We start from the raw sequence: 13,588 nt of genomic DNA, 5'->3' as shown, positions 1-13,588 counted from the left end.
GTCACAGGCCCCGGGTTATCGTCACCTGAGCACCCGAGCAAGCAGGCTTCCTGCTGCGTGTCAGCTGATAAGCAATTGCCAGCCATATAAACCACCCCGGCATGACCATCAAGGCAACGCGGGTGTCAGGTCGCAATGCCAGCAGGCACAGAACGAAGCCCAGAAAAGCCAGTGAGAACCCTGCCATGGGCACGCCGCCCGGCATCTTGTAAGCCGACTTGGCGTGAAGCTCAGGATGCTTTTTGCGATAGGCAATGTAGGACGCGAGGATGGTCGACCACGTGAAGATCACCAGAATCGCTGACACGGTGGAAACGATGGTGAATGCCGTCATGACTTCCGGGACGATGAACAGCACGAGTACACCCGCCAGCATCAACAGGGTGGTGAAGGCCAGGCTCAGCAGCGGCACACTGTTGCCCGACAGTCGCCGAAAAATACCCGGGGCGTTGTCCTGATTCGCCAGCCCGAAGAGCATACGGCTGGAGGAGAATACGCCACTGTTGGCCGATGACGCGGCGGATGTCAGGACCACGAAGTTAACGATGCCGGCTGCTGCGGGAAAGCCGGCGACGAGGAAAAGTTCGACAAAAGGACTTTTTACAGGTGACACCTGTTGCCAGGACGTCACGGCAATAATGCAGCCCAATGCCAACACGTAGAACAGAATGATTCGCAGCGGAATCGAGTTGATTGCCTTGGGCAGGGTCCGTTCCGGAGACCGGGTTTCTGCCGCAGCGGTGCCGATCAGTTCGGTGCCGGCAAAGGAGAATATCGCCATCTGGAAGCCGGCAAAGAAACCCAGCACGCCATGAGGGAATGCAGCCTGCTTATCCACCAGGTGGCCGAGGGACGCGGTCACGCCACTGGGGGATACGAACGAGCTGGTAATCAGCACGATGCTCACGCCGATAAGCGTCACCACGGCGATGATCTTGATGATCGCGAACCAGAATTCGACTTCACCGAAAAGTCTGACCGTCAGCACGTTCAGGGCGAACAGTGTCGCGAGCATCCCGATAGCCGGTATCCAGGCGGGCAGGTGGGGGAACCAGTACTGGAAAAAGCCTCCCACCACGACGGCATCGCCGATCACCGCAACGCTCCAGCTCAGCCAATACGACCAGCCGAGAAAAAATGCGGCGCGGGGGCCCAGGTAGGCGCCGGCGAAATCCGCAAAGGTCTTGAAATTCAAGTTGGAAAGCAGCATTTCGCCCATGGCACGCATGACGAAGTAAACGAACAGGCCAATGATCATGTAGATAAGGATGATCGAGGTGCCGGAGAGGGCGATGATCTTTCCGGAGCCCATGAACAAGCCCGTGCCAATGGCGCCGCCCATGGCCATTAACTGGATGTGACGATTGCTGAGCGTGCGCTGCAGCGCAGGCTGCTCAGCCCGCTCTGATGAATTCGATTTCATTTCAAAACCTCTTGATCTTATGTTTTTGAGTTTTGGCAGAAAAGTGGATATCCAGCGCCATTGTCAGGAGGCAATGGCGGGTGACGTTGTTGTTTTATGTAGACAGTGACGGCCCCAGTTCAAATGCCGTGGGCGTCACTCGCAGGTCAACTGGCCGTGCGCAGATGGGCGGCTTTGGCCGGCTGCTGATCCAGCATCTGGAACAGGTTCTTTATATTTTCAGGCGTGGGTACCAGGTGGATGTGCCGACCGACCTGATGTTCGTGCGCCATCGCCTGCAGGTAGCGAAGCGACGAGAAATCCTCGAGGGCAAAGCCCACGGAATCGAAGACCGTCACCTGCCCATCGCTCTCGCGTCCCTGGACGTCGCCTTGCACAATCCGGAAAAACTCGACGACGGGCGAGTCAGCCTCCAGTTGCTGAATATCACCTTCAATCCGCGTTTGAGGTTCGAATTCCACGATGACCCGGGCGTTGCGCAGGATGTCGGCGTGCAGTTCGGTCTTGCCCGGGCAGTCGCCGCCGACGGCATTGATATGCATGCCGGGCTCGATCATCTCGGGCGTCAGGATCGTTGCGTAGGCCTTGTCGGCGGTCACGGTGGTGACAATGTGCGCGCCCTTGACCGCTTCCTGTACGGAGTCGGCGTGAATCACGTTGATCGTCGGGAAAGCCGCCAGGTTGCGCAGCAGCTTGAGTGAGGCATCGCGATCAATATCGAAGATGCGGATTTCGCTGATGCCCAGCATTTCATGGAAGGCAAGTGCCTGAAACTCGCTCTGAGCGCCATTGCCAATCAGCGCCATCGAGGTGGCCCCTGGACGGGCAAGTGTACGCGCGACCAATGCCGAGGTTGCAGCGGTGCGCACTGCGGTTGTCAGGGTCAGCTCGCTGAGCAGGGTCGGATAGCCACTGTGGACATCGGCCAGCAGACCGAATGCCATCACTGTCAGCAGGTGCTGCTGACCATTGTCCGGATGGCCGTTCACGTACTTGAAGGAATACTGCTTGCCATCATCGGTAGGCATCAACTCGATCACACCGTTTGCGGAGTGATTGGCCGTGCGCGGCGACTTGTCAAACTGCGCCCAGCGTAAATAGTCTGCTTCGATGTAGGTGGCCATCTCACGGATCGCCCGGCGGATACCCACCTTGGCGAACAAGCGTGCGGCATCATCGACATCCAGGAAGAGCGTCATTTTTTTATTCTCCAATCCATCCAGTTAAACGTTGTAAAGCGGGGGTGTTCAGGCGCGTTTGCTCTCGAAGCCATGCAGTACATTCACCGCGTTGATGCCGATCTCATCGACCATGTAGCCGCCTTCCATCACGAAGAGGGTGGGGCAGCCAACACTCGCGATCAGCTCGCCGATCCCGATGAAATCCTCGCTTTCCAGCAGGAAGTGACTGATCGGGTCGTCCTTGAAGGTGTCGACGCCCAGTGAGATCACCAATACCTGCGGCGAAAATTGCTGAAGTTTCCTGCAGGCATGCAGCAGGGCGTCGCGGTAGGTTTCCCAGGCGGTGTTTTTCGGCAGCGGGTAGTTGAGGTTGAACCCTTCGCCGGGGCCGGCGCCGACTTCACCGCTGAACCCCGAATAGTAGGGATAGGACACGGCCGGCTCGCCGTGCAGCGAGACAAACATCACGTCACTGCGCTGGTAAAAAATGTTCTGCGTGCCGTTGCCGTGATGAAAGTCGACGTCAAGTACCGCAACACGTTTGGCGCCCTGGGTGATTGCCTGCTGTGCAGCAATGGCCGCGTTGTTGAGGTAGCAGTAACCCCCCATGTATTCACGCGCCGCGTGATGGCCCGGCGGACGACAAAGGGCAAAGGCACTGTCGTGGCCTTCATCGATAAGCGCCAGGCCCGTCAGGGCGATATCGGCACTGGTCTTGACCGCCTGCCAGGTGGTGGCAGTGATCGGCGAGCCTGCATCCATTGCATAGAAGCCGAGTTTGCCGTCAATGAACGTGGGTACCTGATCGTTGGCCAGGTCACGTACAGGCCATACGAGTGGCAGCGCATCATGGGTGCGGCCTGTGGCGCTCCATTGCGACCAGGCGCTTTCCAGGAAGCTCACGTAGCGCTCGCTGTGCGCGTTGACGTAACACGCGCGGTCAAACACGCGCGGTTCGACTATCTGGCCAAGGCCTACTTGCTTGACGCGGTTGTGAACGGTGTCGGCCCGACTGGGCTGCTCGAACGACGGCTTGAGCACGCCATCCTTCAACTCGGTGCCGTGGTGCAGACGGTGGGAATCACTGAAAACTGTAAACATTCTGCGCATCCGTTAATGTGAGCCAGTGCAAGTATTCTGTTCTGGTCAGGACGGGCGTTCTTTGCTTTGTTTTCGTGCTTCTGTATATTTATCGGGCGATTTAACTCGGTAATGGCGTAATGAAGAAAAATATATCCAAACGCATCAGCCTCGACGAGACCGATCTGGCCATCCTCGAGCTGTTGCAGGAGGACGCGAGCATTTCCAATGCCGAACTCAGTGAGCGGCTCTCATTGAGCCTCACGCCTTGCTGGCGACGGCGCAAGAGGATGGAAGAGGCGGGCGTGATCAAGGGTTATCAGGCAACTCTTGATCGAAGAATGCTGGGGCTGGATATCATGGCATTCGTGCACATTCGCTTTTCCACCCATGCCGATCACGCTCCGGACGCCTTCGAGGCAGTGATTGCGCAGTTGCCAGAGGTATTGGCCTGCCACAAGATCACCGGAGATGCCGACTACGTGCTTCAAGTGTTGGCCGAGGATCTGGATAGCTATAGCGACTTTATCGAGCAGGTGCTGAGACGCCAGGTCGGTATCGCGTCTATTCAGTCGAGTCTGGCGTTGCGTGAAATCAAGGCGGGTAGTCGTATGGCCATACCCAAATTGAGCAAGGATTGAAAAGCGGATGTTCCGGTAAACCTTCCCGCCACGTCCGTCGTCATCAGCCTCTGCTGGAAGCGCCCCGCAAAGACCCACTCGGCGCACACCCGCTACCTCCCTGCACACAAACAGGTCGCCGCTGTGCCATTTGGTAGCACATGGCGCCATGTACTTGCGACGGCTCTCCTGCCTAAAAACCAAAGATCACATTCGAATCAGTCAGTTAACGCTGCACCAAGGTTGTTGGCACGGCCCATGCTTTATTGCATCCATGGATAATTGGATACAAAAATACAAAGAGGCTGCCCATGCAATTTGCTCCCGCTTACGCTGACCGCCAGCCTCTCACTGCAGAAGAGGAAGCCTACAACTTCCTCCTCGACGCCATCTGCGGCGGCCGTTTCCGCAAGGGCGACCGCCTGATTGCCGAGGATATCGCCGGCGAGATCGGCATGAGCCGCATGCCGGTGCGCGAAGCATTCCGCCGCCTGGATGCCCAGGGCCTGGTAACGCTGCGGCCCAATCGCGGAGCCATTGTCAGTGGCCTGGATATCGCTGAGCTGCACGAGGTGTTCGAGATGCGTAGCGCGCTTGAGGGCCTGGCGGTGCGCGTCGCGGTCAGCCGTATCGGTGAGCGCCAGATGGCGGCTCTGGAGCGGCTGCTGGACGAGATGGATGACTACCGCGACGAGAGCGCCGCGTGGGTCCGTCGCCACCGCGCCTTTCACGAATACCTGTGCGGGCTCAGCGGCCGGCCGCGCTTGCTCAAGCAGATTTCGGCGTTGTATTCGCTGGTGGAAGCGCCCATGCGCTTGTGGCTGCAGCACAGCGAAAAACCCCTCAGCGCGCGTCAGGAACACGCGGTGATCCTCGACGCGATGCGCGCCGGTGACGCCGCCCGCGCCGAAGCCGTGGTGCGCGAACACATCGAAAGCACCGTGCCGCTGCTGATTCAATTTCTGCAACTGGAAAAATAAGAGAGGCGGGTCCGAACCCGTCCAGGTTTAGACGTTGATTCCTGCCCCGTTATTCAACGAAGTGGAGTGTCTGGTCATGCATAAACAACACCGCGCCTTGCTGGTGGCTGTAACCCTGGGTCTCTGCACACAATGGGCCTGCGCCGCAGTCCAGGTGCCTGAGCGCCTCAAAAGCGTCGACAAACTCACCTACTGCTCCGGGATGGATTCACCGCCCCTGGTGTCCTTCGATGAATCCCAGAAACCGCGCGGGCTCACCGTCGACCTGGGCCTGGAAATCGCCAAGCGCCTGGGCAATAAAACCGTGCAATGGCGGGTCATTCCGTTTTCCGGCCTGGTGCCGGCGCTGCTTGCCCAGCAGTGCGACATGATCGTCGACCAGTTGTTCGACAAACCCGAGCGCCGCCAGGTGATCGACATCGTCAACTACATGTACTCCAGCCAGGCGGTGGTAGTGCCCAAGGGCAACCCCAAAGGCATCAAGACCCTGGATGACCTGTCTGCGCACAAGGTGGCGGTGCTCAACGGTTCCACCATCAAGACCCTGCTCGACACCCAGAACGAGAGCCTCGCCAAGGCCGGCAAGCCACCGATGAAACTGGTGGTCTACAACACCGACACCGATGCCTTCCAGGCGCTGCGCATCAGCCAGGTCGACGCCTATGGCACCACCGTGGAAACCGCCGGTTACTACGCCGCGATGGCCCCGGAGCTGTTCCAGGAAGGGGTGCCTGCATTCAGCCGCATCCTCACCGGCCTGGGCATGCGCAAGGACGACCCGCAACTGACCGCCGCCGTGCAGCAGATCATCAGCGACATGCGCAGCGATGGCAGCTATGTGCAATTGCTCAACAAATGGCATGTCAGCAGCGACACACTGGACTGAGGTTCTACCACGATGAATTTCAATTGGGATGTGTTCTGGCAATACCTGCTGCAACCCAGTGGGGTCTACCTCACCGGGCTGTGGCTGACATGCCTGATCAGCGTGCTGGCGATGCTGCTCGGCTGCGCGCTGGGCCTGGCGGCGGCGCTGTTGCGCCTGTCGAAGAACCCGCTGCTGCACCTGCCGGTACGCCTTTACGTGTGGCTGATGCGCGGCACGCCGTTGCTGGTGCAGATCGTGTTTTTGTACACCGCACTGGCAGCGGGCGGGATCTTCCGCTTCGAGGACATCGAGCTGTTCGGGCTGATCATCCCCGGCAATATCCAGGCGGCGATCATCGCCCTGGGCCTGAACGAAGGCGCGTACATGGCCGAGATCATTCGCGCCGGCATCGGCGCGGTGGACAAGGGCCAGTACGAAGCCGGGCGTTCCCTGGGCATGGGGTTCGGCAAGCTGATGCGGCGCATCGTGCTGCCCCAGGCGTTTCGAGTGATCGTGCCGCCGCTGGGCAATGAGTTCAATGTGATGCTCAAGAACACCACGCTGGTCAGTGTGATCGGCGTGCAGGAGCTGTTGCTCAGCACGCAGATGGTGACCTCGGCGACGTTTCGCGTGTTCGAGTTGTACCTGGTCGTCGCGATTTACTTCCTGACGTTGACCACCCTGTGGGGCTTTTTCCAACGCTGGCTGGAAAACCGTTTCGGCCAGTCCGATCGACCTTCGGCGCCACCTCCGGCCGCCAGCCGCATGTTCGGTCGCAGCACCCTGAAACTGCTGAGGGGACGTTAACCATGGCGCATCAAAGTGAAGAGCTGATCATTGACGCACAGGATATCCAGAAGTCGTTCGGCGAGTTGCAGATCCTCAAGGGCATCTCCCTGCAGGTACGGCGTGGCGAAGTGGTGGTGCTGATCGGCGCCTCCGGCTCGGGCAAGACCACCTTTATCCGCTGCATCAACCTGCTGGAAGACATCCAGGGCGGGCGCATTCGTGTCAACGGCCGCGCCATGGGCTATCGCGAACGCGCCGATGGCAGTCTGGTGCGCGATTCGGAGCGCAACATCGCCCGCCAGCGCCGCGACATTGGCATGGTGTTCCAGCGCTTCAACCTGTTCCCGCACATGACTGCATTGGAAAACATTATCGAAGCGCCGATCCAGGTGCTGGGTGTGCCGCGTGCGCAGGCGCTGGAGCAGGCCCGGGGCTTGCTGGCGCGGGTCGGCCTGGCGGACAAGGCCAGCCACTATCCGTCGATGCTCTCCGGTGGCCAGCAGCAGCGGGTGGCGATTGCCCGTGCGCTGGCGATGAAACCCCAGGCGATGCTGTTCGACGAACCCACCAGCGCCCTCGACCCGGAAACCGTCGGCGAAGTGCTGCAGGTGATGAAGGAACTGGCCGAGGAGGGCATGACCATGGTGGTGGTCACCCACGAAATGGGCTTTGCCCGTGAAGTGGCCGACCGCGTGGTGGTGCTCGATCAGGGCGAATTGATCGAGCAAGGGCCGCCGGAACAGATTTTCAGCCACCCCAGCCATCCACGGACCCGGGCGTTTCTCAGCCGCGTGTTATGACCTTTTTTGAAGAGCCTTTGCCATGTTGAAATTTTCCGCTCACGAATACCCTTATTCCTCGCAACGCCAGAGCGTGTTCGCGCGTCGGGGCATGGTCGCCGCTTCGCAACCGCTGGCGGCCCAGGCCGGCATCGAAATCATGCAAAAGGGCGGCAATGCCATCGATGCCGCCATCGCCACCGCCGCCGCGCTGACCGTGGTCGAGCCCACCGGTTGTGGCCTGGGTGGCGATGCCTTTGCGCTGGTGTGGTGCAAGGGCCAGTTGCATGGCCTCAACGGCAACGGCCATGCGCCGGCCGCCTTGAGTATCGAGGCGGTCAAGGCGGCGGGGCATCAACAGATGCCGCTGTACGGCTGGACCTCGGTGACGGTGCCCGGTTGCCCGTCGGCGTGGGCCGAGTTGTCCAAACGCTTCGGTAAATTGCCGTTTGCCGATTTGCTGCAGCCGGCCATCAGCTTGGCGCGCGACGGTTTTCCGCTATCGCCGGTGGTTGCCCATCAATGGCAGATCTCCTTGAACGAATTCAGCCCGCACCGCGATGAGGTGCTGCAAGCCTGGTTCGACACCTTCCTGATCGACGGGCGCGCGCCCCAGGCGGGCGAGATTTTCCGCAACCCGGCCCAGGCCCGTACCCTGGAAGAACTCGCCGCCACCGGCTGCGAAAGCCTGTATCGCGGCGCTCTGGCCGAGCGCCTGGATGCGCATTCGCGCGCCAGCGGCGGCTACCTGCGCGCCAGCGACCTTAAGGATTACCGTGCGCAGTGGGTGGAGCCGATCCACATCAATTACCGGGGCGTGGATGTTTGGGAAATCCCGCCGAGCGGCCAGGGCCTGGTCGCACTGATGGCGCTGAAAATCCTCGAAGGCTTCAACTTCGATCACCGCGACAGCCAGCAAACCTGGCATCGCCAGCTGGAAGCCATGAAGCTGGCCTACAGCGACGGCCTGCATTACATCACTGACCCTGCGCACATGCGCGTAGCGGTGGCCGACCTGCTCAGCGACGACTACAGCAGCCGTCGCCGTGGCCAGATCGGCGAGCAGGCCCAGCCGCCCAAACCCGGCGACCCCCACGCCAGCGGCACGGTATACCTGGCGACCGCCGACGCCGAAGGCAATATGGTTTCGTTCATCCAGAGCAACTACCACGGCTTCGGCTCCGGCGTGGTGCTGCCCGACAGCGGCATCGCCCTGCAGAACCGCGGGCAGGAATTCAGCCTCGATGAGTCCCATTCCAATTGCCTGGCACCGGGCAAGAAAACCTTCCACACCATCATCCCGGGTTTTCTCAGCAAGGACGGCGAGGCCCTTGGACCGTTCGGCGTGATGGGCGGCTACATGCAGCCCCAGGGCCATGTGCAGATGGTGATGAACCTGGTGGACTTCGGCCTAAACCCCCAGGCGGCCCTCGACGCCCCGCGCTGGCAATGGCTGGGCGACATGAAGGTCGGCATCGAACATGGAGCTTCGCGCGACCTGGTCAATGCGCTGGCACGGCGCGGGCACAAGGTGCAGACCGACAGCGACCTGACCGACTACGGGCGTGGGCAGATCATCCTGCGTGACCCGGTCACCGGCGTGTTGTGCGGCGGCGCTGAGCCACGGGCGGATTCGCATATCGCGGTCTGGTGAGCTGGACGCATCCCACACGTTCTTAAATTCTATCTTGGCAGGAGGTTCCATGGCCCCTCGAAGTGTACTGATCACTGGCGCAGCAGGTGGTGTTGGTCGCGCGCTGGTTGAGCGTTTTTTAAATGAAGACTTCAAGGTTTTCGCAACAGATCTGGATGCGAAAAAGCTCGCAGACTTACAGGTTGAATATCAGGTGTCAGGCATTTTTTGCGGTGATATCCGTCAACCCGCTGTGTGTGCTGCAGCCGTTAATGCAGCCGTTATGGCGATGGGCCGGCTGGATGTATTGATCAACGCTGCGGGAGTATGGCGCGAAGGTCCGGTTGAAGCGTTTACCGAAGAGGATTTCGACCTCGTTCTGGACGTAAACCTAAAGGCAACGTTCTTCATGTGTTCAGCCGCTATTCCCCATCTGAAATTATCAGAGGGTTCCATCCTGAATATTTCAAGCGATGCCGGCCGGCAAGGCAATCGAAACGCCGCAGCTTATTGCGCAAGCAAGGGCGGCGTGACCCTGCTGACAAAAACCCTGGCATTGGACCTGGCACCCTTTGGCGTGCGCTGCAACGCTATTTCCCCAGGTGATATCGAAACCCCAATGCTCAAATTTCAAGCCACTCAATATGGGCAGGGAGACCCTCAGGCCTACTATCAGGATCTGTTGGACAAGTACCCCCAAGGTGCCCGCGCCCGATTTATCCAGCCGGAAGAGGTTGCCGAGCTGGCGTTTTTCTTGTCCCAACCCGGTGCGCGATCCATCACTGGCGCGGACATGGCGATTGATTGCGGCGTCTCCGCTGGAAACTGACAGTGGCCCATTGATGCCTATCTTGGACATGAGGTTATGATCATGTCGAAAGGCGGAATGGGTGAGTCGGCGGTGCCTGTTTTTACTGCGAGTGGGCGTCGTTGCAAGCCTCAATGTGCACTTTTACTCATCAAATACGACGAGGCTCCCCCTGGGTAATTTCGCGAATCAGGCTCAGGTAACGAAGCGCGCCCAGTCCCAGGGGCCGGTTTTTTACCCAGATGATATCGACCCATAGCCGCATCTGACTCGGCATGTAGTCAAACACCACCTCCGTCAATGCGCCTGACGTGATGAGAGGGTGTACCAGCGATTTTGGAAGATAGGCCCAACCCAATCCTTGCTGCACCAGGTCCAGCGTGGCCAGGTAATTGTCGCTGTGCCAAATTCGCCGCGACAGCACGACACGTGGGTCAGAGTCTGCAGGCCCTCCTGTGGCGACGATAATCTGCCGAACGTTGACCAGTTGCTCCTCGCTCAAGGGGCTTTTCTTGCCAGCGGCCGCAGGGTGATCTGGAGCAGCAACCGCTACTAACAACTGGCTCCCCGCTTCAAGAAATGTTTCCCGCTCGTCAAGCCCTGGTCGTTCAAATCCAAGTGCCAATTGCACACGCCCTTCATGGAGCATGCGCATGGCCTCCGGATGGGACGCGGAGCGAATCTCGATTTCAAGCGTGGGAAACTCCCTGGCGATAATGGAGAGCGGACGATTCCATACGCCTGTTTGCAACTCCGGCGCCATCGCAAAGACCAGGCGCTCCTCCAACCCCTGATGCAGCTGGAGGGCATGCGCATCCAGCAGGTTTATCTGGCTCGCGACCTGTCGAGCCTGGGGCTCAAGTGCTTTGGCGGCGGCCGTAGGAATGGCTTTGCGGGTTGATCGGTCAAAAAGCAACAAATCCAGCTCGGCTTCAAGCTGCGACACCGCCATGTTGATGGCCGAGGGGACCCGGCCTAATTTTCGCGCCGCCGCCGAAAAGGATCCGCTGTCGATGACCGAGAGGAAAATTTTAAGTGACTCACTGGTAAACGCCATGGGGTTGTCAGATTTTCTGATGATGATTGTCTTTATGTATCAGATTTATTCGCCTAGTTTCTACTCTCTTTCAAATTAAAGACCTGGGGCACGCCATGTTGGATACGCAATTGAGAGGGCATGTTGCACTCGTCAGTGGTGCCGGGAGTGAATCCGGGATCGGCATGGCCATTGCTCGCAGGCTGGGTGCATCCGGGGCGAAGTTGATCATCACTGCCAGCAGCAAGCGCATTGCGGATCGGGTTAAAGAGCTGCGCCTTGAAGGGTTTGAAGTTGAAGGCCGGCCAGCCGACCTCACTGACGAACGTCAGGTGCGCGAATTGAGCCTGTGGGCGGAGTCCGTCTGGGGACGGGTCGATATTCTGGTGAACAATGCCGGCATGGCCATGCAAGGAAGCCCCGAGGTGTTCTCGGAATTGGCAACGATGGAACTGCAGGAATGGAATCTTTCACTGGGCAGAAACCTGACCACGGCCTTTCTTCTGACGCGAGCCGTTCTGGCCGGTATGAGGGCGCGAAATTACGGGCGCATTGTGAATATCAGCTCCATCACAGGCACCCGCTGCAGCAATCCGGGCGAGGCGGCTTATAGCGCCGCCAAGGCCGCGATGGTGGGCATGAGCATGGGGCTTGCACTTGAAGTCGCCAGGCAAGGGATCACCGTCAACAGCGTTGCGCCTGGCTGGATCACGACGGGGTCAACCTCACCCGTTGAAGCCGAGGCGGGGCGCTTCACCCCGATGGGCCGGGCAGGCAGTCCTCGCGAAGTAGCTGCGGCGGTTGCATTTCTGGCGTCGCCTGAATCCAGTTACATCACCGGTGAAGTCATTGTAGTGGATGGCGGCAACTGCCTGATCGAGAACAAGGCTCCGCGAGCCTGAGGTCAGGAAAGAGGACAGTTGAGTGTTCCTGTCCGAGCGGCAACGACGTTTAACCGATTTTTGTCATCAACGCAGGGTGTTTAATCATGTCGAAAAGTGGAATCAATGAATCAGCGATTGCTGTTTTTACCGCCTCCGAGCGTGAGCGTTTCATAGAAAGCAACCCAACGTCGATGGCGCTGGCCAAGCGTGCCAGGGCGAATCTGTTCAACGGTGTGCCCATGCACTGGATGAGCGACTGGTCGATGCCTTCGCCGCTCTTCGTGCAGCGCGCCAAAGGCGCACGCTTCACCGACGTTGACGATCATGAATACATCGACTTTTGCCTGGGCGACACCGGCACGATGTTCGGCCATTCACCTGATCCTGTTGCCCGTGCCATCGCCGAGCAGGCGAACAATGGCTTGACCACCATGCTGCCCGGCGAGGACGCGGTGGTTTGCGGCGAGTTGCTGGCTCAGCGATTCGATTTGCCTTACTGGCAGGTGACGGCCAATGCGACTGACGCCAACCGTTATGTGCTGCGCTGGGCGCGCGCGATTACCAAACGCAACGTCTTGCTGGTGTTCGACGGCTGCTACCACGGCACGGTGGATGACGTGATGGTGCGCTACCGCGACGGCAAGACAGTGCCCCGTCCAGGGCTTGTGGGCCAGGCCTATGACTTGAGCCAATACAGCCGATCCATCCCGTTCAACGATGTCGCCGCACTGGAGGCTGCGTTAGCCCAGGGCGATGTGTGCGCGCTGATGTGCGAGCCGGCGATGACGAACATCGGCATGGTTCTGCCTGATCCTGGGTTCATGCAAAAGTGCCGCGAGTTGACCCGCCAATATGGCAGCCTGCTGGTCATTGATGAGACCCACACGATTTCCACCGGCCTGGGTGGATGCACACGCCAATGGGCGCTGGAACCCGACTTTTTCGTGGTGGGTAAACCCATCGCCGGGGGCGTGCCTTGCGCGGTGTTTGGCATGACCGAGGAAGTTGCCCTGGCCATGCGCGAGGTGCAGGCGAGCGCAGAGGGCGGCGGTCATGGACACAGCGGTATGGGAACAACGCTGTCCGCCAACTCGCTGGCGATGCGTTGCATGCGCGCCAGCCTTGAAGAGGTCATGACGGAGTCTGCCTACCAGCACATGCTGTCTGTCGCCTCAAGATTGGCGCAGGGATTTCGCGCGTTGTTCAAGCGCCATCAACTGAACTGGTCTGTCACCGAGCTGGGCGCCCGTTGTGAGTTTCAATTCTGTGCCACCTCGCCCAGGACCGGTGCGCAAGCCGAGGCGGCTTTTCATGACAGCCTTCAAATGGCGCTGCACCTCTACTTGATCAATCGCGGCATCCTGATCACGCCTTTTCACAACATGACCCTCTGCTGCCCGCAAACCAGTGAGGCGGATATCGACAGGCTGCTCGGCGAGTTGGATAACGCGCTGACCACGCTGCTTGCCCTGCCGGGAGCCCGGGTCGCCTCCGCTTAAGTGGACGG

13 protein-coding genes are annotated in these 13,588 nt (G+C 59.6%); 9 read left to right on the top strand and 4 right to left on the bottom strand.

Annotated elements, in window-relative coordinates; all coding sequences use genetic code 11:
* Position 1 precedes the first annotated feature (1 nt).
* The 3 genes from JOE32_RS06145 to JOE32_RS06135 form a co-directional block, all read right to left on the bottom strand.
* Positions 2-1,423, bottom strand: coding sequence for an amino acid permease (locus JOE32_RS06145; RefSeq protein ID WP_209982349.1), 1,422 nt, complete (start codon positions 1,421-1,423; stop codon positions 2-4).
* Positions 1,424-1,569: 146 nt separating this feature from the next.
* On the bottom strand, positions 1,570-2,622 hold the full coding sequence (locus JOE32_RS06140) for an ornithine cyclodeaminase (protein WP_209982347.1): 1,053 nt from the start codon (positions 2,620-2,622) through the stop codon (positions 1,570-1,572).
* A 48-nt stretch (positions 2,623-2,670) separates the two neighbouring features.
* Positions 2,671-3,705 carry a histone deacetylase family protein gene (locus JOE32_RS06135; RefSeq protein ID WP_209982346.1) on the bottom strand — a complete coding sequence of 345 codons (1,035 nt, stop codon included), beginning with the start codon at positions 3,703-3,705 and terminating at the stop codon, positions 2,671-2,673.
* 119 nt (positions 3,706-3,824) lie between these two features.
* Here JOE32_RS06135 and JOE32_RS06130 point away from each other — a divergent pair, with 119 nt between their 5' ends.
* The 7 genes from JOE32_RS06130 (at position 3,825) to JOE32_RS06100 (ending at position 10,182) form a co-directional block, all read left to right on the top strand.
* Positions 3,825-4,325 carry an Lrp/AsnC family transcriptional regulator gene (locus JOE32_RS06130; protein WP_209982344.1) on the top strand — a complete coding sequence of 167 codons (501 nt, stop codon included), beginning with the start codon at positions 3,825-3,827 and terminating at the stop codon, positions 4,323-4,325.
* 290 nt (positions 4,326-4,615) lie between these two features.
* Positions 4,616-5,284, top strand: coding sequence for a GntR family transcriptional regulator (locus tag JOE32_RS06125; protein WP_209982341.1), 669 nt, complete (start codon positions 4,616-4,618; stop codon positions 5,282-5,284).
* A 76-nt stretch (positions 5,285-5,360) separates the two neighbouring features.
* Positions 5,361-6,170: an ABC transporter substrate-binding protein gene (locus JOE32_RS06120; protein WP_209982339.1), complete on the top strand. Its 810-nt coding sequence runs from the start codon at positions 5,361-5,363 to the stop codon at positions 6,168-6,170.
* 12 nt (positions 6,171-6,182) lie between these two features.
* A complete protein-coding gene (locus JOE32_RS06115; RefSeq protein ID WP_003236553.1) occupies positions 6,183-6,959 on the top strand; it encodes an amino acid ABC transporter permease in 777 nt (258 codons plus the stop codon).
* Between the two features lie 2 nt (positions 6,960-6,961).
* Positions 6,962-7,741, top strand: a complete 780-nt coding sequence (locus JOE32_RS06110; protein WP_053256191.1) for an amino acid ABC transporter ATP-binding protein — start codon at positions 6,962-6,964, stop codon at positions 7,739-7,741.
* Positions 7,742-7,763: 22 nt separating this feature from the next.
* A complete protein-coding gene (locus tag JOE32_RS06105) occupies positions 7,764-9,374 on the top strand; it encodes a gamma-glutamyltransferase family protein (RefSeq protein ID WP_209982337.1) in 1,611 nt (536 codons plus the stop codon).
* Between the two features lie 49 nt (positions 9,375-9,423).
* Positions 9,424-10,182, top strand: a complete 759-nt coding sequence (locus tag JOE32_RS06100; protein ID WP_209982335.1) for an SDR family oxidoreductase — start codon at positions 9,424-9,426, stop codon at positions 10,180-10,182.
* A gap of 130 nt (positions 10,183-10,312) precedes the next feature.
* Here JOE32_RS06100 and JOE32_RS06095 read toward each other — a convergent pair whose 3' ends face one another.
* Entirely contained in the window at positions 10,313-11,218 is a 906-nt protein-coding gene (locus JOE32_RS06095) for a LysR family transcriptional regulator (RefSeq protein WP_209982333.1), read from the bottom strand.
* Between the two features lie 95 nt (positions 11,219-11,313).
* Here JOE32_RS06095 and JOE32_RS06090 point away from each other — a divergent pair, with 95 nt between their 5' ends.
* The gene (locus JOE32_RS06090; RefSeq protein ID WP_209982331.1) at positions 11,314-12,099 is read left to right on the top strand and encodes an SDR family NAD(P)-dependent oxidoreductase; all 786 of its coding nucleotides are present in this window, start codon (positions 11,314-11,316) and stop codon (positions 12,097-12,099) included.
* A gap of 86 nt (positions 12,100-12,185) precedes the next feature.
* A complete protein-coding gene (locus JOE32_RS06085; protein WP_209982329.1) occupies positions 12,186-13,580 on the top strand; it encodes an aspartate aminotransferase family protein in 1,395 nt (464 codons plus the stop codon).
* Positions 13,581-13,588 lie beyond the last annotated feature (8 nt).

This window comes from Pseudomonas sp. PvP025 (assembly GCF_017832155.1).
Taxonomy (GTDB): domain Bacteria; phylum Pseudomonadota; class Gammaproteobacteria; order Pseudomonadales; family Pseudomonadaceae; genus Aquipseudomonas.
The sequence above is the reverse complement of the archived record's forward strand: the minus strand, read 5'-3'. Positions and strand labels throughout refer to the sequence as shown.